General features: G+C 73.1%; 21 protein-coding genes and 1 riboswitch. Of the genes, 9 read left to right on the top strand and 12 right to left on the bottom strand.

Annotated features, from left to right (window positions below):
- The first annotated feature begins 151 nt into the window (after nt 1-151).
- From ABC138_RS14305 to ABC138_RS14295, 3 genes are read left to right on the top strand one after another with little or no spacing between them, the layout of a single operon-like run.
- Nucleotides 152-427, top strand: a complete 276-nt coding sequence (locus ABC138_RS14305; RefSeq protein WP_068423960.1) for a hypothetical protein — start codon at nt 152-154, stop codon at nt 425-427.
- On the top strand, nt 424-945 hold the full coding sequence (locus ABC138_RS14300) for a hypothetical protein (protein WP_068423958.1): 522 nt from the start codon (nt 424-426) through the stop codon (nt 943-945). Before ABC138_RS14305 ends, ABC138_RS14300 begins: the two co-directional genes overlap by 4 nt.
- A gap of 40 nt (nt 946-985) precedes the next feature.
- Nucleotides 986-1471 carry a DUF2505 domain-containing protein gene (locus ABC138_RS14295; RefSeq protein WP_068423956.1) on the top strand — a complete coding sequence of 162 codons (486 nt, stop codon included), beginning with the start codon at nt 986-988 and terminating at the stop codon, nt 1469-1471.
- A gap of 34 nt (nt 1472-1505) precedes the next feature.
- Here the strand turns inward: ABC138_RS14295 and ABC138_RS14290 are convergent, their stop codons facing one another.
- The 4 genes from ABC138_RS14290 to ABC138_RS14275 all read right to left on the bottom strand — a co-directional run bounded on the left by ABC138_RS14290 (nt 1506) and on the right by ABC138_RS14275 (nt 5362).
- Nucleotides 1506-1886, bottom strand: coding sequence for a hypothetical protein (locus ABC138_RS14290; RefSeq protein WP_345914097.1), 381 nt, complete (start codon nt 1884-1886; stop codon nt 1506-1508).
- The gene (locus ABC138_RS14285; RefSeq protein ID WP_218005545.1) at nt 1886-3313 is read right to left on the bottom strand and encodes a wax ester/triacylglycerol synthase family O-acyltransferase; all 1428 of its coding nucleotides are present in this window, start codon (nt 3311-3313) and stop codon (nt 1886-1888) included. The genes ABC138_RS14290 and ABC138_RS14285 overlap by 1 nt, the downstream gene beginning before the upstream one ends.
- Nucleotides 3314-3374: 61 nt before the next feature.
- Nucleotides 3375-4688, bottom strand: coding sequence for a P-loop NTPase (locus ABC138_RS14280; protein ID WP_338537787.1), 1314 nt, complete (start codon nt 4686-4688; stop codon nt 3375-3377).
- Entirely contained in the window at nt 4685-5362 is a 678-nt protein-coding gene (locus tag ABC138_RS14275; protein ID WP_169701796.1) for a hypothetical protein, read from the bottom strand. Before ABC138_RS14275 ends, ABC138_RS14280 begins: the two co-directional genes overlap by 4 nt.
- A gap of 142 nt (nt 5363-5504) precedes the next feature.
- Here ABC138_RS14275 and ABC138_RS14270 point away from each other — a divergent pair, with 142 nt between their 5' ends.
- A complete protein-coding gene (locus ABC138_RS14270; RefSeq protein ID WP_068322183.1) occupies nt 5505-5720 on the top strand; it encodes a helix-turn-helix domain-containing protein in 216 nt (71 codons plus the stop codon).
- 10 nt (nt 5721-5730) lie between these two features.
- On the opposite strand, the gene ABC138_RS14265 is transcribed toward ABC138_RS14270, so the two are convergent.
- On the bottom strand, nt 5731-6327 hold the full coding sequence (locus ABC138_RS14265; RefSeq protein WP_345914096.1) for a hypothetical protein: 597 nt from the start codon (nt 6325-6327) through the stop codon (nt 5731-5733).
- A gap of 72 nt (nt 6328-6399) precedes the next feature.
- On the opposite strand from ABC138_RS14265, the gene ABC138_RS14260 reads away from it, so the two are divergent.
- Nucleotides 6400-7215 carry a LysM domain-containing protein gene (locus ABC138_RS14260; RefSeq protein ID WP_345914095.1) on the top strand — a complete coding sequence of 272 codons (816 nt, stop codon included), beginning with the start codon at nt 6400-6402 and terminating at the stop codon, nt 7213-7215.
- Nucleotides 7212-7739 carry an Rv3235 family protein gene (locus tag ABC138_RS14255; protein WP_068423948.1) on the top strand — a complete coding sequence of 176 codons (528 nt, stop codon included), beginning with the start codon at nt 7212-7214 and terminating at the stop codon, nt 7737-7739. The genes ABC138_RS14260 and ABC138_RS14255 overlap by 4 nt, the downstream gene beginning before the upstream one ends.
- A 1-nt stretch (nt 7740) precedes the next feature.
- On the opposite strand, the gene secA is transcribed toward ABC138_RS14255, so the two are convergent.
- Nucleotides 7741-10512 (bottom strand): preprotein translocase subunit SecA, encoded by a 2772-nt coding sequence (gene secA / locus ABC138_RS14250; protein WP_345914094.1) that lies wholly within the window; start codon nt 10510-10512, stop codon nt 7741-7743.
- Nucleotides 10513-10631: 119 nt separating this feature from the next.
- Between secA and ABC138_RS14245 the strand changes: the two genes are divergently transcribed.
- A complete protein-coding gene (locus tag ABC138_RS14245) occupies nt 10632-11318 on the top strand; it encodes a GNAT family N-acetyltransferase (RefSeq protein ID WP_345914093.1) in 687 nt (228 codons plus the stop codon).
- Here the strand turns inward: ABC138_RS14245 and ABC138_RS14240 are convergent, their stop codons facing one another.
- The 6 genes from ABC138_RS14240 to mtrA all read right to left on the bottom strand — a co-directional run bounded on the left by ABC138_RS14240 (nt 11319) and on the right by mtrA (nt 18470).
- Nucleotides 11319-12512, bottom strand: coding sequence for a crosslink repair DNA glycosylase YcaQ family protein (locus tag ABC138_RS14240; protein ID WP_345914092.1), 1194 nt, complete (start codon nt 12510-12512; stop codon nt 11319-11321).
- Between the two features lie 91 nt (nt 12513-12603).
- On the bottom strand, nt 12604-13284 hold the full coding sequence (raiA, locus tag ABC138_RS14235) for a ribosome-associated translation inhibitor RaiA (protein ID WP_068322166.1): 681 nt from the start codon (nt 13282-13284) through the stop codon (nt 12604-12606).
- Between the two features lie 175 nt (nt 13285-13459).
- A complete protein-coding gene (locus ABC138_RS14230; RefSeq protein WP_345914091.1) occupies nt 13460-14215 on the bottom strand; it encodes a phosphoribosyltransferase family protein in 756 nt (251 codons plus the stop codon).
- Between the two features lie 91 nt (nt 14216-14306).
- Nucleotides 14307-16088, bottom strand: a complete 1782-nt coding sequence (locus tag ABC138_RS14225; protein WP_345914090.1) for a GerMN domain-containing protein — start codon at nt 16086-16088, stop codon at nt 14307-14309.
- Nucleotides 16072-17790: an MtrAB system histidine kinase MtrB gene (gene mtrB, locus ABC138_RS14220; protein WP_082807402.1), complete on the bottom strand. Its 1719-nt coding sequence runs from the start codon at nt 17788-17790 to the stop codon at nt 16072-16074. The genes ABC138_RS14225 and mtrB overlap by 17 nt, the downstream gene beginning before the upstream one ends.
- Nucleotides 17791-17792: 2 nt before the next feature.
- A complete protein-coding gene (gene mtrA, locus ABC138_RS14215; protein WP_068322526.1) occupies nt 17793-18470 on the bottom strand; it encodes an MtrAB system response regulator MtrA in 678 nt (225 codons plus the stop codon).
- An 87-nt stretch (nt 18471-18557) separates the two neighbouring features.
- A riboswitch (guanidine-III (ykkC-III) riboswitch) is annotated at nt 18558-18623 on the top strand.
- A 10-nt stretch (nt 18624-18633) separates the two neighbouring features.
- Here mtrA and ABC138_RS14210 point away from each other — a divergent pair.
- Entirely contained in the window at nt 18634-18948 is a 315-nt protein-coding gene (locus ABC138_RS14210) for a multidrug efflux SMR transporter (protein WP_338537775.1), read from the top strand.
- Nucleotide 18949: 1 nt separating this feature from the next.
- Nucleotides 18950-19282, top strand: a complete 333-nt coding sequence (locus ABC138_RS14205; RefSeq protein ID WP_345914089.1) for a multidrug efflux SMR transporter — start codon at nt 18950-18952, stop codon at nt 19280-19282.
- The last annotated feature ends 14 nt before the right edge of the window (nt 19283-19296 follow it).

Below are 19296 nucleotides of genomic sequence, written 5' to 3'. Positions count from 1 at the left end.
GTCGTCCCGCCCGACTCCGAGCGTAGTACGCATGGCGCAGATCACATCCACCGGGCGGGACGCGCCTGCGCGAGGCCCCCGGAGGAACTGCGTGGGCGCTGTGGACGAGGTCCCCGGCCGGAGCGGGGTGCGCGGATAGGCTGGCCGGACCATGCCCCCTTCGCACCCCCGACCCGAGGACCTGACAGCGCTCGGCGCCGCGCTGTCGAGCCTGGCGGGGCACGCCGTCACGGCCGACGAGGAGCTGCTCGACCACATGGTGACGGTCGGTGACCGCACCGCCCAGGCGGCCGTCGACGGGCTGGTCGACGACGCGGTCGACGTGCTGCGCGAGCTGTCCTCCGGCTGCCGCGAGGTCGCACTCTCCCTCGGGTCCCACGCGCGCGCCGCGGCCCCGGTGGCCGAGGGCGCGTGGGAGCACCGATGACCCATCCCCTGCTCGGCGACCCGGCCTCGATGAGCGCCCTCGCCTCCACCCTGCGCCGCACCGCGGTGCGGCTGCGCGCCGACGTCGAGGACCTCGAGCGGGCCGCGGCCGATGCCGCCCCGGGGTGGACCGGCCCCACGGCCGTCGCGACGCGACGCCGGGTCGATGTCCTCGCCGGTGCGAGCGCCGAGGTCGCCACCGCCCTCGAGGACTCCGGCTCGCGCCTGCAGCTGGCCGCGACCGAGCTCGCGGCGTCGATCGCCCGCCTGCGCACGCTCGAGGAGGAGGCGCGAGACGCCGGCCTAGAGGTCCGGGACGGCACCGTCGGCCGCCCGTGGGGCATCACCGGTCTGGCCGACCGACGGGCCGAGGAGGACGGGGACCGCCTGCGCCAGAGCCTCCAGGAGCGGGTGCACCAGACCGTCACGACGATGTCGCGGCACCGCACGCGCCTCAGCGCCGAGTGCGAGCAGGCGCGCCACGCCCTGACCGCCGCCAGCGACGCGCTGCGCGCCTGACGCGGGCGCGCCGAGGGGCGGGCGGCGCTAGCGTGACCCCATGAGGATCAGCCACACCGCACCCCTGCCCGCTGGCGTCGAGGACGTCTTCGCGATCATCTCGACGACGGAGTACCAGCAGGCCAAGATCGGCGCCGGGCCCGAGGGGCGCGCCTCGGTCACGGAGCAGGTCGGGGGGCTCACGGCCGTGCACACCGAGAGGGTGCTGGCGACACGGGGCATGCCCGGCCCCGTGGCCTCGATGGTGGGCGACACGCTGCAGATCACCGAGCAGCAGACCTGGCGACCGCCCGCCCCGGACGGTTCCCGGACCGCGGACCTGGAGATCACCGTCGGTGGCGTCCCGGTGACCCTGCGGGGGCACATCGTGCTCGCTGCCGCGGCCGTCGGCTCGACGATGACCGTCGACGGGGACCTGCGCTGCTCCATCCCCCTCCTGGGTCGCAAGGTCGAGGAGGCCGCGATGACGCCGGTCCAGCAGTCGATGGACACCGAGGTGCGGCTGCTCACCGAGCGTCTGACCTGACCGGCGCGCCTCGCCCCGAGGGCCGGTGCGTGCCTCAGGTGAGGTCGGACAGCTCCGTCACGTCGTACCAGAGGAGGTCGTCGTAGCCGGCGCCGACCTCCCCCGCCTCCTCCTCGACGTGGAAGGAGACGACGTCCCCGAGCGGGACGACGACGGGCCGGTCGAGCCCGGCACCCCTGCCGGTCGCCGGCGCGTCCGCGATGTCGGCCGCGGCGACGACACGCCGCCCCGGGCCCAGTCCCCGAGCGGCGTCGAGCGCCTGGCACATGGCCTCGAACTCGAGGTCCTCCTCGTCGGCCTCGGTGTCAGCGGCGCGCAGGGCGTCCGAGACGATGCAACCGGATCGCTCCGGCAGGCGCGCGTCGGCGGCGACGGCGCCCAGCTCGGCGAGCAGGAGCGGGAGGTAGACGCGCATCAGTCGCGCGCCGACCGGGCGGCCGAGCTCAGCTCGGCGAGGGCCTCGTGGATCGAGTCCGCGAGCATGTCGACGTCGGGCATCGAGTCCCGGTCGGCCGTGAGCCCGTAGTAGACCTTGCCGTCGTAGGACGTCAGCCCGATGGCCAGCCCCTGGCTGCGCCCGAGCGGCATGACGGGGTAGGTCTCGATGAGCCGGCAGCCCTCGACGTACAGCGCCTGCTGGGGGCCAGGGACGTTGGTGATGACGAGGTTGAACAAGCGCCTGGTCATCGCGCTGCCGAGGCGGGCACCCAGCGAGTGCAGCGTGGGCGGGGCGAAGCCGCCCATGGAGGCCAGGGACGAGGCATCGACCCCTTCGGCGGCCGCGGACTCGATCTGCTGGCGCATCGCGAAGGAGATCTGGTGCAGCCGCATCGACGGGGTGTTCTCCCCGATCGGCAGGTCGATGAAGCACGCCGTCAGCGAGCTGTCGGTGAGCTGGTCACCGGTGCCGTCGACGACGCTCACCGGCACCATGACCCGCAGGCTCGAGGACCCCGTGACCGGCAGGCCGCGGTTCTGCATCCACGCGCGCAGGGCGCCGGTCACGGTTGCGAGGATGACGTCGTTGATCGTCACGTCGGCGACATAGCGCCCGCGCGTCAGCCGGCTGCGGATGCGGCGGTAGTCGTCGAGCTCCGTCTCGACCATGACGTAGCGCCGGGAGGCGCCCACGTGGGCCCGCAGCGATGAGGGGGGCGCGGGGCGCACGCCGACCCTGGTGAGGGTCACCGCGAGCGCGCCGGCGGTCTCGGTGAGGCGCCGCCCCGTGCGGGAGACGTCACGCACCCCGCGCCCCACCCCGCGGACCACCTTGGCGGGGTTGAGGACGGAGCCGAGCAGGGCGTCGGCCACGAGGCGCAGGTCGGAAGGGGCGGGGACGGACGCCTGGCCACGCTCGTCGACCGGCATGGCATCCGGGTCGACGAGCAGGTGGGCGAGGTCCACCGCGTGGATGCCGTCGACCATCGCCTGGTGCGCCTTGGTGACGACCGCGAACCGACCGCCCTGCAGGCCCTCGACGAAGTAGGCCTCCCACAGGGGGCGGTCCCGGTCGAGCGGTCGGGCCATGATCCGGGCCACGAAGTCCTCGAGCTCGCGCCGGCCACCCGGTGCCGGCGTCCCGGCACGTCGCACGTGGTAGGTCAGGTCGAAGTGCTCGTCGTCGACCCAGACCGGGTTGTCCAGCCCGGCGGGCACCTGACGGATGCGCTGACGGTACCGGCCGTGACCGGCGATCCGGTCCCCCACGACCTCGACGAAGCCGTCGTGGTCGACGACGCCCTCCGCGGGTGGCTCGAAGAGCATGACGGAGCCGACGTGCATCGGCACGGTCGGTTCCTCCACGTGGAGGAACGCGGCATCGACGGGACTGAGTCTGCTCACCACGGACGACATCGTGGCACGGACGGGGCCGCCGGGCACCCCTCGTCCCGCGCCGCCCATGTCAGGCCCTGCGCAGGAGTCCCCTCCGGGCACGGGCGCGGGCCGGCGCCGCGACCCCGGTGAACCCCGCGGCGAGCTCGGCGATCGCGTGGCGCAGCGGCGACTCGGGGGCGCACTCGACGAGGGTGCGCCCGGCGAGCAGGGCGGCATCGGTCGCCATCGGGTCGTCGGGCAGGAAGGCGATGTCCTCCAGACCGGCGAAGCGCGCGAGCGACTCCGCGACGCGGCGTCGCGGGTCGGGCCCGACCGAGGACGCGCGCAACCGGTTGACGACCGGTCGCGGTGGCGGGGAGGCGACCTGCCCGACGGCCTGGACGGCGCGGACCATGCGCTGCAGACCGACCGGGTCGCCCGCCCCGACGAGGAGCAGGTCGTCGGCCTCGGCGAGCGCCGTGAGGGTCGTGGCGTTGCGACGCGGGGCGACGGTGTCGTAGCTGAGCTCCTCGTCGTCCTCGAGGCAGAACGCCAGGTCCAGGACGACGAAGGGGGCGAGCGCCCGGGAGAGCGAGATGACGTGCTCGACCGCCGAGGCCCGTACCTCGGTCCAGCGGGTGGGCGTGGGGATGCCGGTGAGGACGCGGAAGGCCGGCGAGACCTCGACGGCCAGGCGGGCGAGCGAGGGCAGGTCGAGCGTGCCGAGCTCGGAGGCGCGGGCGGCCGCGGCGAGGCCGGGTGCCTCGTCGAGCACGCTGAGCAGCTGGGCCACCGCGGCGCCATAGGTGTCGAGGTCGAGCAGGACGACCGGGTGCCCCGATGCGGCGATCTCGCTGGCGAGGTTGACCGCGAGGGTGCTGCGCCCCGGGGCCCCGGTGGGCCCCCAGACCGCGACGACGCGACCGCGGACGGGCGGTGCCTCCTGCGGGTCGGGGCCGTCGGGGACCGACCTGCGGGGTGCGGTCGGGGGGTCCTCGCCCGGCCACGGCTCGGCCGGGTCCGTGACGAGGGGCAGCCCTCCCCCCGGCGTCGTCGGGCCGGACGTCAGGACCTCGACCAGGTCCTCACCGGGCGTGCCCGTGTGGACGTGTCGCTCGACGCCGAGGCGACGGAGATGGCGCTCCTGTGCCTCGTCGCCGTCCCGGCTGGCGCCCACGACGTCGACCCCGTGGGTGCGCAGGTGGCCGAGGGCGTCGCGGTCGAGACCCCGCAGGTCCGCGGAGACCAGGGCGACGTCGCCGAGACCCGCCGAGGCGGCGGCGAGCAGGTCGGCGAGGTCGACGCACCGTCGACCGACGGAGACCCCGGGGAGCCGGTCGACGATCTCGACCATGCGTCCCTCCCAGTCGTGCGCGAGGGCGGTGAGGACGGTGACGCTCATCCGTCCTTCTTCTCCGGGCTGCCCGACTCGAGGACGAGCTTGATGGGCGTCTCGCGGGTGTCGAGCGAGAGCAGCTCGTTCACGACCCCGTCCGGCACGACGATGATGGCCGTCGACCCCGAGGCCGAGGTCATGACGCCACCGCCGCTCGTGGGCAGCGCATGGACCGTCGCCCGCTCGACGATCTCCTCGTAGCGAGGACGGTCGTCGGCCGCCTGCTCGTCGGTGCCCGATGCGGTCGTCGTGCGCGGGTCGACCGCGTGCACCGAGACCCGCGACCCCTTGACGAGGTTGCTCAGGTACGCGGGCTCGACGTGCACGGCGACCTGGCTCACCCGCAGGTCGACCGGGTCGACGACGGCGGCGCGCGGCAGCAGCTCGCCGTCGTGCAGCTCCCGGCCCATGACCGCGCCGTTGGGCAGGCGCTCGTTGGCGAGCACGTACTCCGGTGCGGCGTCGCCGAGCTGGACGTCGACGCGCACGAGATCGCTCTCCTCGATCTGCTGCCCGGGGGTGATCTCCCCCTTCGCCGCCCAGACACCGACACGGTCGTCCGCCGCGCTCAGGGCCACGGCGCCGAGGACGACGGAGAGCAGGACGAGCAGGATCCCGACGAGCAGGCGGGCGTCCTTCCACGACGGCGCCGTCAGACGGCGTGCGGTGGGAGTGGGCAACGGGCTCACGATGCTCCTCGGGTCTCGGGTGCGGGCGTCGCTCAGCATCATGCCCAAACCCGGCCCACCACGCCCGACGACCATCCACAGGCAGCCGTGCCGCGGCCTCGGGCCGTCCGGACCCGATGGCAGACTTAGCCCCATGCCGCGCAAGTTCGTCCCGCTCACCGAGGTCTCCGAGGTCCTCGGCGTCTCCGCCGCCCAGGCCTACGCGCTGGTGCGCAGCGGGGAGCTCCCGGCGATCAAGGTCGGCGGTCGCGGCCAGTGGCGCGTCGAGGTCGACGAGCTCGACGCCTACATCGAGCGGATGTACGCGCAGACGCGCGAGTTCGTCGCCCGCGGCGGCCCGGAGGGCTGATCGCCCCACCTCACGACGAGGCGATCATCGCCACGGCGGCGAAGGGGATGACCCGCTCGCCGCGCAGGTGCTCGGCCCGACGAGGCGCGTCCAGGGGATGCTCGGCGACGTCGAAGGCGTCCGCCCCCACGGCGTCGATCGTCCCGTGCACGGCGCCCCCGTCGACGTCGACGACGACCACGGCACGGCGGTCCCTGCTGATGCCCCGCACCGCGGACCCGATGCCGAAGCGGCGTGCACGGGTGTCGTCGCGCGGCCGACGCAGCCCGGAGACCCCGAGCACCGCCGCGGTGGCGACGAGGACCTGACGACCGGTGCCCTCGACGAGGAGCAGCCACCCGTCCCCCGTGTCCTCGAGGACGCCGCGAGCGAGCGCCCCACCGCGTAGGCGCACGACCAGCGGCGTGCCCACGGCTCCGGCGAAGCGTTCACCGAGGGTGATCCGCGCCCGCTCGGTGCGGGTGCGCTCGGCGACCTCGGCGTCGAGCTCGAGCCGTGCCTGGGCAGCCAGCTGCGCCTCGAGGTCGTCGAAGAGCCGGTCCCAGCGCACGGCCCCAATGTAGGCGCGGCTGGCTGCGCCCACCCGTTGCGCGATGCCGGATGCCATGGTTTGCTATCAATCAACAGCAAACGACATCAAACGACACCGTTTGCTACCGAGGATACGAAGGGGGCAGCGATGCGACGCACGACGACGGTGGCGCTGGCGGGGGCGGGGCTCCTCGGGGGCGCGGCCCTCACCACGGCGACCGCGGCCGGGACCGCACGACTGCTCGACGGCGTCGCGGACCCGGGCAGCGACCCGGCCGCGGCGGTCGCCGGACTCGCGTCGCTGCTCGCGACCCTCGTCGCCGGATGGCTCACGTCCTGCCTCGGCCTGAGCATCGCCACCGCCCTGCCGGGCGGCCCGGGACGACTGGCCCTCCGGGTCCGCGACCGCGTGACGCCGGCCGTCGTGCGCCAGTGGGCGGCCGTCGTCCTCGGCGCGTCGGTCACCGCCACGGTCCTGCCGGGCACCGCCGTCGCCGCGGTCCGGGTCGAGCACGGCGACCCGCCGTCACCCGGGTGGGGGGCCACGTCCCCGACCGCGCCCACGTCCCCCAGGCCGATGACGGCAGACGCGACGTCCCTCCCTTCGCCGAGGTGGAGCGCACCCGGCCCGCGGGTCACGGTGACCGCGCCGGCCCCCGGCTGGACACCGCACCGCCCGGCCCGCCGGCAACGCACCGACCCCACCCTGCTCACCGGCAGGCAGCGCGACGCGTCCGGCCCGGAGGTCGTCGTCCGACGTGGCGACACCTTGTGGTCCATCGCCGCGGCCCACCTCGGTCCGGGTGCCTCCGACGCCGAGGTCGCCGAGGCGTGGCCCCGCTGGCACCTCGCCAACGCCGAGCTCATCGGCCCCGACCCGCACATCCTCCTGCCGGGCACCCAGCTGCAAGCACCGAGCGACACGACCCGGGCGACCGTCCCGGCCACGAAGGGGAGACCATGACCACCACCGCACCCATCCAGGTCCTGCCCGCACCGCGGCACAGCCCACCCGGGATCCCGCTGCCGACGCACCGGCAGGGACGGGAGGAGCGCGCCCGCGGGCAGGCCCCCTACGTGCAGGACGCGCTGGCCGTGGACTTCGCGGCGGCCAGCGACGAGCAGGTCTTCGGTCGGCAGCCCACGCGAGCCTGCGACCTGCCGGACCCGCGGGAGTGGGCCGCGCACATCGCCCAGGGCCTCGTCGAGGTCATGCACGGGGTGCGCCCGCCCGGCCAGGTCATGCGCTGGACGAGCCCCGAGGTGTACGCCGTCGTCGCCCGCCGCGGGTCACGCGCCGCGCGACGCGCCACGACGACCGGCCGCAGCCACCGCACGCGGGTCGTGCGTGTGCACACCTGCGAGCCCGCACCCGACGTCGTCGAGGCGGCCGTCGTGCTCGTCGACGGGGGCCGGGTCCGCGCCCTCGCGCTTCGCCTGGTCGGCCGCGACCGCCGGTGGGTGGTCGAGGCGCTGCAGGTGGGCTAGCTCAGCCCCGGCGACCGGCCTTCTTCGCCTTGCGGGCCGCCGCACGACGCTCGGCGCGGGTCCCGCTGGCGGAGCCCCCTTCGTCGTGCTCCTCGACGCCGCCGTCCTCCGACGGGGCCGAGTAGTGCAGGTTGCGCTGGCGCGAGCCGTCCTCCAGGCCCTTGGCCGAGACCTTGGGGCGCTCCGCGCGCCCGCCGAGGAGCGCGTCGACGCTCTTGGGCTGGGTGCTCGACTCCGGCACCTCTGGCACCTGGACCTCGGAGTTGAAGAGGTAGCCGACCGACTCCTCCTTGATCGCCTCGTTCATCGCCTCGAAGAGCTGGAACCCCTCGCGCTGGTACTCCACGAGCGGGTCGCGCTGGGCCATCGCGCGCAGGCCGATGCCCTCCTTGAGGTAGTCCATCTCGTAGAGGTGCTCGCGCCACTTGCGGTCGAGGACGGACAGCACGACCCGGCGCTCGAGCTCGCGGGCCACCGGCTCGCCGAGCTCGGCCTCTCGGCGGTCGTACGCCTCGTGGATGTCGGTGACGATCGCCTCGCGCAGGCTCTGCGCGTTGAGGGCGGCCAGGCTGCCTGCACCCTCGATGAGCTGGGCCGGGGTGAGCGAGGCGGGGTAGATCGCCTTGAGCGCGGTGAAGAGTCGCTCGAGGTCCCAGTCCTCGGAGAACCCACCGACGGTCTCGGCGTCGACGTAGCCCCCGACGACGTCGGTCATGAAGTGGCGGACCTGCTCCTCGAGGTCCTCGCCCCTGAGCACGCGGCGGCGCTCGTCGTAGACGACCGTGCGCTGGCGGTTCAGCACGTCGTCGTACTTGAGGACGTTCTTGCGGGTCTCGTAGTTCTGCCCCTCGAGCTGGCTCTGCGCGCCCTCGATGGACTTCGTGAGCATCTTGCCCGCGATCGGCGTCTCGTCGTCGATCTTGGCGGTCTGCATGACGCGGTCGACGAAGCCGGCGTTGAAGAGGCGCATCAGGCTGTCTTCGAGCGAGAGGTAGAAGCGCGACTCGCCCGGGTCACCCTGGCGGCCGGAGCGACCCCGCAGCTGGTTGTCGATGCGGCGGGACTCGTGCCGCTCGGTGCCCAGCACGTACAGGCCGCCCAGCTCGGTGACCTCCTCGTGCTCGGCCGCGACCGCGGCCTCCGCGGCGGCGAGCGCGTCGTCCCACGCCGCCTCGTACTCCTCCGGCGTCTCCTCGGGGTCGAGACCGCGCTTCTTCAGCTCCGCGACCGCCCGGAACTCCGGGTTGCCGCCGAGCATGATGTCGGTGCCTCGACCGGCCATGTTGGTCGCGACTGTGACGGCGCCCTTGCGGCCGGCGTCGGCGACGATGCTCGCCTCGCGCTCGTGGTGCTTGGCGTTGAGGACGGCGTGCTTGATCCTGCGCCTGGTCAGCTCGGCGGAGAGGTACTCGCTCTTCTCGACGCTCGTGGTGCCCACGAGGACGGGCTGGCCGTTCGCGTGACGCTCGGCGATGTCGTCGACAACGGCGTTGAACTTCGCCTGCTCGGTCCGGTAGACGAGGTCCGCCTGGTCCTTGCGGATCATCGGGCGGTTGGTGCGGATCGGCACGACGCCGAGGCCGTAGATCGAGTTGAGCTCGCCCGCCTCGGTCTGGGCCGTACCGGTCATGCCGGAGAGGGTGTCGTACATGCGGAAGTAGTTCTGCAGGGTGATCGTCGCGAGGGTCTGGTTCTCGTTCTTGATCTCCACACCCTCCTTGGCCTCGATCGCCTGGTGCATGCCCTCGTTGTACCGGCGCCCGGCCAGCATGCGGCCGGTGTGCTCGTCGACGATGAGGACCTCGCCGTCCATGACGACGTAGTCCTTGTCGCGGGTGAACAGCTCCTTGGCCTTGATGGCGTTGTTGAGGTAGCCGATGAGCGGGGTGTTGACGCTCTCGTAGAGGTTGTCGATGCCGAGGAGGTCCTCGATCTTCTCGATGCCCGGCTCGAGGATGCCGACGGTGCGCTTCTTCTCGTCGACCTCGTAGTCGCCCTCGGCCTCGATGCCCCTCATGAGGTCGGCGCCGTGGCCGCGCTCGAGCTTGCGGACCATCTTGGCGAACTCGCTGTACCACTTGGTCGGCTGGTCGGCCGGCCCGGAGATGATCAGCGGGGTGCGGGCCTCGTCGATGAGGATCGAGTCGACCTCGTCGACGATCGCGAAGTTGTGGCCGCGCTGGACGAGCTCCTCGGTGTTCCACGCCATGTTGTCGCGCAGGTAGTCGAAGCCGAACTCGTTGTTGGTGCCGTAGGTGATGTCCTTGAGGTACTCGGCCCTCCGCTGCTCGGGGTTCATCGAGGAGAGGATGACGCCGGTCTCGAGCCCGAGCGCGCGGTGCACGCGGCCCATGAGCTCGGCCTGGTACTCGGCGAGGTAGTCGTTGACCGTGACGACGTGCACGCCCTTGCCCTCGATGGCGTTGAGGTACGAAGGGAGGGTCGCGACGAGGGTCTTGCCCTCACCGGTCTTCATCTCGGCGACATTGCCCTGGTGCAGGGCCGCGCCACCCATGATCTGCACGTCGAAGTGCCGCTTGCCGATGGTCCGACGGCTGGCCTCGCGGACGGCCGCGAAGGCCTCCGGGAGGATGTCGTCGAGCGTCTCGCCGTCCGCCAGCCGGGCGCGGAAGACGTCCGTCTCCCCCCGCAGCTCGGCGTCGGTCATCTTCTCGAAGTCCTCTTCGATGGCGTTGACCTGCACCGCGATGGCCTCGAGCCGCTTGACGGTGCGGCCCTCTCCGGCGCGGAGGATGCGCTCGACGATCTTCACGAAACAAAGCTCCTGACGTCTCTACGATCCGGGCACGGCACGAACGCCGCTGCGCGGAACAGTCTGCCCACAGGCTAATCGGTTGCGGGGCCGGCCACGGACCGGACACCCTGACCCGGGTGAACGACCACCGCACCCCCGGCGTTCCGACCGGGGCGTTCCCCGACATCGTGCCGGTGCTGACGCGTGGGGCGGTGCGACTGCGCCCGATGGCCGAGGCGGACCTGCCCGCACTCGTGGAGCAGAGCAACGACGCCGAGTGCGTGCGCTGGACCACCGTGGCGCAGCCCTACGGCCCGGATCAGGCGCGCGAGTTCCTCCAGCGGCAGGCGCATGAGTGGGGCGAGCCCGCCGGCCGCCGCTACTGGGCCGTGGAGCGGCTCGGTGACGACGAGACGGGGGGGACTCCCCTTCGCCGGGGTGATCGACGTGCGCCCCGGCCCGGCGGCCGGCTGGGCCTTCGACCACGGGGCGCCGAGCCTGTACTGGTTCTGCGCGGGGTCGGCGCCGTCGACGCCTGGGTGGCGTCGCGAGGGCATGTCGCTCGGCCGCGGGGTCACCTGGTGCATCGCGGACGCGGCCAGCGACGACCCGCTCGGCGAGGTCCCGTCTTCGTGCGCGAGGGGACGCTCGTCGAGGGCGGCACCGCCGAGCTCGGCTACGCCCTGCGGCCGAGTGCCCGCGGACGAGGAGTGGCCGGCAACCGGGTGCTCACGGGTGCGGGGTTCACGCCGTGGGGACGCGAGGAGGCCGCCGACGCGCCCGACGGCAGCCAGCGGGCGCTCCACTGGGAGCGCCTCGCCTGATCAGGCGCCCACCACCTCGGTGAGGCCGAGCCAGGTGGCCATCTGCCCGAGCTCCTCGGCGAGCTCCCGGCGGTCGTCCGCTCCCCCGCACCCCGGCTCCCAGCCGACCCGCTGCGCCCGGAGCGCCCCGGCGGCCCGGTCGGCCTTGAGGTCCACCCGGCCGACGAGGTCCTCCCCGAGGAGGAAGGGAAGCACGTAGTACCCGTGCACCCGTTGTGCGGCCGGCGTGTAGATCTCGATCCGGTAGTGGAAGTCGAAGACCCGCTCGACGCGCGGCCGGCACCACACCAGGCTGTCGAAGGGGGACACCAGTGCCCGCGCCCGGACCCACCGCGGTCGGCGGGCGTCCGCGTGCAGCCACGCCGGCGCGACCCAGCCGTCGACGTCCACCTGTTCCAGCTCGCCGTCGGCCACGAGCCGCTCGACCGCCGGGCGCACGTGCACGCGCTTGATCCGGAAGTAGTCGGCGAGGTCGGTCTCGGTGGCGACCCCCATGGCACGCGCGGAGATGCGCACGAGCTCGGTGTACGCCGCCTCCTCGGTGGGGCGGGCCGTGGGGTCGAGCCACGCGCGGGCGTCCGCGGGCGGCACGACCCGCTCGAGGGATGCGTAGCGCCGCTCGAACTGGCTGGTCCGCCCCACCGACGAGATCGTCCCGGCCCAGAAGAGGTGCTCGAGTGCGTGCTTGACGAGCGACCAGTTCCAGCCCCAGTGCTCCCGGTCGCCCTCGCGCTGGTGACCCAGCGCGGCTTCGATCTCTCGGGCGGTGCGCGGCCGGCCCGCGCGCACCTCGTCGAGCACGGCGGCGACGACCTCCGGGTGGTCGCGGGCCACCCGCTGCATGCCGCCCCAGGAGTCGTCGACGGCACGGCGCATGCGGGGGTGCTCCATCAGCGGCCAGGTGCTCGGGGGCAGCAGGCTCGCCTCGTGGGCCCAGTACTCGACCAGACGTCGCGGCGCCCGGTCACGCATGCGGTCCAGCAGCCCTGTCTCGTACGGGCCGACGCGCGAGAAGAAGGGGAGGTAGTGGCTCCGTGTGAGCACGTTGACGCTGTCGATCTGCACCAGCCCGACGGTGTCGACGACGCGTTGCAGGTCACGGGTGGTGGGCGCGTGATCGGGCCGTGGTCGGGCGAAGCCCTGCGCCGCGAGGGCAATCCTGCGGGCGGCCGGCGCGCTGAGTCTGCGGGTCATGTCCCCCACCCTGCCCTGTCCCGACGACAACCGCCCCGGGCACGGACGATGGCCGCGACCCGGTCGGGTCGCGGCCATCACCGGCTGGGGGTCAGACCCCGACGCGCGCCGTCTCGGTGACGGGCGACTCGACGGCGGTGCCGTTGACGGCCGCGTCGTGGGCGGCGTCCTGGACGTCGAGGTGGATCACGCCGTACGACCAGCCGCGTCGTCGGTAGACGACGCTGGGGCGCTGGGTGTCGGAGTCGTGGAAGAGGAAGAAGTCGTGCCCGACGAGCTCCATCCGTCGCACGGCCTCCGCGAGCGTCATGGGCGCGCTCTCGTGGACCTTCTCGCGGACCTCGATGGGGCTGTCGCCGATGGAGCCGAACTGGTCGGGCGCCTCGACGCTCTCCTCGCTGGGTCCGGTCTGCAGGGTGTCGGTGAGCTCGGCGGTCGCGTCGGCGACCGAGGTGCGCCGGCGACCGCGCAGGACGTGGCGCTTGTCGTGGGCGCGACGGAGACGCTCGAGGAGCTTTTCGGCGGCGAGGTCGACGGCTGCCTGTCGGTCCTCGTGGCAGGCCTCGGCGCGGATGACCGGGCCCTTGGAGCGGCACGTGATCTCGACGCGCTCGCTGAGCTTCGCCTGACGTGGGTTGGCCTCGTGACTCACCATGACCTCGATCCGCTGCACGCGAGGGTCGAGCTGCTGGACCTTCGACAGCTTGGTGTCGACGTAGTCGCGCAGTCGGTCGGAGACGTTGACATGGCGTCCGGTGATGGCAATTTCCACGGAGTCCTCCTTGGGACATCGGTGATGCAGTGGGTTACGCCTGGCGAGGGCGCACTGGCCGTGGCACCACCCCCCGTCCAGGGCGGCCTGTCGTCGCCGGCTGCCGCCCGCGAACGCGAAGGGCCCCTGCACCGCACCGGCTGCGCCGGTCGATCGAGGGACCCATGACGTCACGTTAGTCGGTGGGCCGAGGGAAAGGTAGGGCGGGTCTGCGCGATCTGCGGGGCGTCACCATGCACACCGCCATCCCCACCCGCGCGGCCCCCGCGGCCAGCAGCGCGCGCCGGCCCTCGGCGAGCGTGGCGCCCGAGGTGAGGACGTCGTCGACGAGGAGGCAGTCCCTCCCGAGGACCCGCTCGGGCCGCGGCACGGTCATCGCGCCGCGCAGGTTGTCCAGCCGGTGGGCACGGTCGAGGCCCGCCTGGTCGGCCGTCCCCCGAGCCATCACCAGGGCGGGCGCGACCTCGACTCCCGCGACGAGGCGGGCGGCACGACGCGCGAGCAGGACCGTGGGTCGGTCCCCACGCCGGCGGACGGTGGCCGGCGCGGAGGGGATGGGGACGAGCAGCACGGCGCCCACCCCAGAGCCCGTGCCGGCGAAGGGGGGCTCCGCCACCGCGCGGAGCACGGCGTCGGCGAGCAGGCGCCCGAGCGGGTCGGTCAGGTCGCGTCGGTCACCGTCCTTGAAGGACTTCATGACCCGAGCGGCCAGGCCCTCGTAGCGCACCGTCCCGGTGCACCCCGGCCACCCGACGGGGACCGGGTGGGGCGCCACCCGACCGAGGTCCGTGAGCGCCAGGTCCGCCAGCGCGCAGCGGCACGACGCGCACAGGGCGGCGCCGGCGCGCCCGCACCCGGCGCAGCCACGCGGCAGGACGAGGTCGATGGCCGCCGCCACAGCGGCCACCGACCCCTTGCCCTGCCCTGCCACGTGCTCGAGTCTCGAGCCCCATGCGGGCGGGGGCGGCCCCCTTCGTCAGGCTGTGGACGGCGGGACGCGAGCCGGGGGTCTGGGGACCTCGTCAGAGACCGGCACTCACGACGCCGTCGAGGAGCGGCTGCTCGACCCATCGACCACCGGCACGCTGGAAGACGCGGCCTCCCGGGGTCGTGAGCACCACATCCGTGTCGTCGCCGGTGGTCATGACCCGGAGCGCGCCGGCGCGCTCCGCCATCGGCTCGACCTTGCCGCCGACGTGCACGAGGTAGGGCTGGAGCTGCGCCTGCTTGTCCCGACGCCCGAGGACGGCGAGCGTCGTGGGTTCGACCCACACCGCGTCGATCATCTCCACGAGCTCCGCGGCGACGCGGAAGGTCTGCGCCGAGAGCTTGGTGGGCAGCCCGTTGGACCGTCGCACCACCCCGGCCACCTCGAGCATGCTGCCGGTGTGGGGGGACTCCTCGGACACCACGGCGATGCGGCTGCCCTCCGGCGAGACGACCGCCGCACGGACGTACCGCCGGCCGAGCCAGGGCGCGGGGATGCGACGGGGCGCCGACGCCGACTCGTCCTGGGGGTCGGCGGTGGCATTGATCGCCCACAGGCGGTTGCCCGACTCACGGCCCAGCCCCGCCCCACCGACCCAGAGCACGCCCCCGTAGTCGTAGCAGGGACGGGTGAGGTCGGCGGCGAAGGTCGGGACCTCGATCCGGCTGCGGTCGTCACGCAGTCGCACGAGGTCCCGGCCGCGGCCGTCGACCGTGGCCAGCTCCTTGGCGTCGAGTCGCAGGCCGAGACGGGAGACCGACGAGGGGATCGGTGCGAAGCGGGACGTGGCCGCCCGGACGTGCTGCTCCGAGACCGAGGAGAGACGGTCACCGATCGTCAGCACCTTGCTCCCCGAGCGGCCGAGCACGATCGGCGCCGACGCCCGCGTGCGGTCGACGAACCCCAGCTGCTCCGGGGACGTCAACGGGCCGTCGACGCCCAGCTCGAGCGGGTTGCCGGAGAGGGTGATCGCCACCTCGGTGACGGCCGGGAGCGTCATGAGCGTCGCGACGAGCTGGGCGGCGAGCTTCGTGCGGGTCGTGGTGTCCTCGGCGACCGACTCCGCGTCGAGGTCGACCTGGGCCACGCCCTCCCGGACGGGGACGGCGTCGATGACGAGCCGGGCCCCGTTGTCCGTGGAGACCGCGTCCTCGAGGTAGTCCGGCACGCGCCCGAGCTGTGCTCTCACGAGCCGTGTCGCCAGCTGGTCCTGGGGGAACCACCGCTGGTCGACGACCAGGGTGTTCCACCCGATCGCCGGGTAGTGCACCGGGTAGTCCCGGAAGATGAAGCCGACCTCCTGCTCCTGGAGCAGCCGGCCGAAGCCCGCCTCGAGCTGGTCGATGCGCCACTGCCCCTCGACCCGGGTCATCGTGAAGTCGAAGGTCTCCCAGAGGTTGGGCGGGGCCACCTCGTACCGGCCCTCGGTGTCGATCGTCGCCGCCACCCGCACCCGCACCCGGTAGACGTCCTGCTGTCCCCTGACGCGCCGGACCGTGGGGTCACCGCCCACGTAGATGACCGTCTGGCTGTCGGGGATCCACCCCCTGGCGAGGGTGTCGGTCAGGTAGGCCCGGGTGATGTCGAGCCGTTGCCCGCTCGTCGCGCCCGCGTGCAGGAACCCGAGGATGATGTCCTGCGGCGAGGCGCCGGTCTCCGGCCGGTTGGGGATGCGGTTGAGCGGCGCCGGGGGCTCGCCGTCGACCTTGAGCCCCGGCCGCACGGTGGAATCGGCCCCGAGACCGCACCCCGCCAGCAGGCCGGCGGCTGCGGCGCCGAGCGCCGTGCGCCGGGTCACCTCACCGGGACGACTCATCGGGGCTCCCGGGCAGGTCGCCCTCGCGCGGCGTGAGGGGCAGCGGCGAGGCGGTGAGCGGACCGCCCGCGGTGCGCGGGACGGTGAGACGGAAGCGCGAGCCCTCGCCCGGCTCGCCCCAGGCCTGCAGCCACCCGTGGTGCAGTCGCGCATCCTCGAGGGCGATGGCCAGGCCGAGCCCCGACCCGCCCGTCGTGCGCGTGCGGGCCGGGTCGGCGCGCCAGAAGCGGTTGAAGACGAGCGAGGCCTCTCCTGCCCTGAGGCCCACACCGTGGTCCTCGACGAGGACTGCGCAGGCCTGGTCGTCGCCACCCACCCAGATGTCGACGGGGCGGCCCTCACCGTGCTCGATGGCGTTGACGACGAGGTTGCGCAGGACGCGCTCGATGCGCCGGGCGTCGACCTCCGCGACCGCGGTCTGGCCCGGCTCGCGGTGGACCGTGACGTCGCTCCCGCGGGCGTCGGCGATGGACTCCGTCGAGCTGACGACCCGGTCGACGATCGCGAAGAGGTCGACGGGGTCCTGCTCCAGCACCGCGGCGCCGGCGTCGTAGCGACTGATCTCCAGCAGGTCCGCGAGCAGCTCCTCGAAGCGGTCGAGCTCGTCGTGGAGCAGCTCCGCCGAGCGCCCCGCGACCGGGTCCATCTCGTCGCGGGAGGAGTGGAGCAGGTCGGCGGCCATGCGGATCGTCGTGAGCGGGGTCCGCAGCTCGTGCGAGACGTCCGAGACGAAGCGCTGCTGGACGCGCGAGAGGCCCTCGAGCTGGCGGATCTGCGTCTGCAGGTTGTCGGCCATGTCGTTGAAGGACTGCCCGAGCAGGGCCAGGTCGTCGTGGCCGCGTGCCGACATCCGCTCGTTGAGGTGGCCCGAGGAGAGTCGCTCGGCCGCGGCGGCGGCCCGCCGCACCGGGGTGACGATCATGCTCGTCACGATGTAGGCGATGGCCGAGACGAGCGCGATGAGGAAGAGGGCTCCGAGGGTGAAGGAGCGCGAGATCGTCCCGAGGGTCGCCTGCTCCTGGTCCATCGGGTAGATGAAGTAGATGTCGTAGGGGCCCGCCGAGGGGATCTCCACCTGGGAACCCACGACGACGGCAGGCACGGACTCGGACACGGACCCGGGGAACTCGGCGCCGACCCCTTCGGTCACCTGGCGGTTCAGCTCGATCGTCACCGTCTGCTGGCGGGCCGGGTCGGCTGCCACGGCGTCCCGCAGGGAGGTCGGGATGGACTCGAGCGTCACCGCCTCGGACTCCTCCGAGGGGATGCGCATGTCGGAGGTGTTGTTACCGCCCCGGGTGAAGATGACGTAGCGGCTGTTGTCCCCTGCCGGTGCCTTGAGGGTGCGGTTGACGAGCGAGTTGGTGAAGACGGGCAGCTCCGGGGTGCCCGTCCAGCCGTTGAAACCCGCCTGGGCGTCGTCGGTGAGCTTGCGTGACTCCGCCTGGGCGAGGCTGATCCGGTTGTCGACCAGTCCGTCCGCGATGGACCGGTACATCGTCAGGCTGATGATCGAGACGACGACGACACCGAGGAGGAGGGTGCTCGTGACGACGCGGAAACGCAGCGAACGGCGCCACAGGTCGACCAGCGCCTTGATCCTGCGGACGACGAACCCGTCGCCGGACCTGCCCCCGACGGGGCCCTCGGGCCCGGCGGAGTCCGAGACCCCGGTCGGCTCGACCGCGGGTGCGGAGGCCATCGTCAGGACGGCCCCGCCTTGTACCCGACACCCCGGACGGTGACGACGATCTGCGGGTTCTCCGGGTCGTGCTCGATCTTGCTGCGCAGGCGCTGGACGTGGACGTTCACCAGACGGGTGTCGCCCGCGTGCCGGTAGCCCCACACCTGCTCGAGGAGGACCTCGCGGCTGAAGACCTGCCACGGCTTGCGGGCCAGGGCCACGAGCAGGTCGAACTCCAGCGGGGTCAGGCCGAGCGACTGGTCACCGCGCTTGACGGAGTGGCCGGCGACGTCGATCGTCAGGTCGCCGATCGTCAGGCGCTCGGGCTCGGGCTCGTCACCGCGACGCAGCCGGGCGCGCAGCCGGGCGATGAGCTCCTGCGGCTTGAAGGGCTTGACGATGTAGTCGTCTGCACCGGACTCGAGGCCGACGACGACGTCGACGGTGTCGGTCCGGGCGGTGAGCATGACGATCGGCACGCCCGACTCCTGGCGCAGCCGGCGGCAGATCTCGATCCCGTCCATGCCGGGCAGCATGACGTCGAGGAGCACCAGGTCCGGTCGGGACTCGTGGAAGGCATCGAGCGCACGGGCGCCGTCCGCGACGTGTGCGACGTCCAACCCCTCCTTGCGCAGCACGATCCCGAGCATCTCGGCCAGTGCCTGGTCGTCGTCGACGACGAGGACGCGTCCCTTCACCTTGATCCCTTTCACACGGTGTCGCTGCCCGCCAATCATCACACAGCGTGCTGCCGGGCCCGGGTACCCGTGCGGCTAGTCTGGTCGTCGAGGCCCGCGACCGGGCCTGCGGACGAGGGAGCCGTACCCGCACCACGACAAGACGGACTCAGCAAGGAACTTCATGTCCTGGCTCGTCCTTGTCGTCTCGGGGATGCTCGAGGCCGTCTGGGCCACCGCGCTGTCCGCATCGCAGGGGTTTCGCCGACCCGGCGCCACCCTCCTCTTCGTCGTCTCGCTCGCTGCCAGCATGGCCGGCCTCGCGTGGGCGATGACCACGATCCCCACCGGCACGGCCTACGCCGTCTGGGTGGGCATCGGCGCGACCCTCACCGTCGTGTGGTCCATGGCGAAGGGGGACGAGCTCGCCTCCCGCGCCCGCACCGCTCTGCTCGTCCTGCTCGTCGGGTGCGTCGCCGGCCTCAAGGTGGTGTCCTGAGATGCCGTGGGCGATCCTGCTCGTCAGCGCGGTCTTCGAGGCGGTGTGGGCGACGGCCCTGGGGCGGTCCGACGGGCTCAGCAGACCGCTCCCGACCGTCGTCTTCGTCCTCACCCTCGCGATCAGCATGGGCGGGCTCGGCGTCGCCGTCCGGTCGATCCCCATCGGCACCGGCTACGCCGTCTGGACGGGGGTCGGCGCCGCGCTCACCGTCACCTGGGCCATGGTGACCGGCGACGAGCCCTTCTCCCCCGTCAGGGCCCTGCTCGTCGCGGGCATCATCGCCGCCGTCGTCGGCCTCAAGCTCGTCCCCGCCCGCGAGGCCAGCGGCTGACGAGAGCGCGAGGG

Origin of the sequence: Janibacter sp. LM, from assembly GCF_039631275.1 — a bacterium.
Lineage (GTDB): Bacteria > Actinomycetota > Actinomycetes > Actinomycetales > Dermatophilaceae > Janibacter > Janibacter terrae.
The sequence above is the reverse complement of the archived record's forward strand: the minus strand, read 5'-3'. Positions and strand labels throughout refer to the sequence as shown.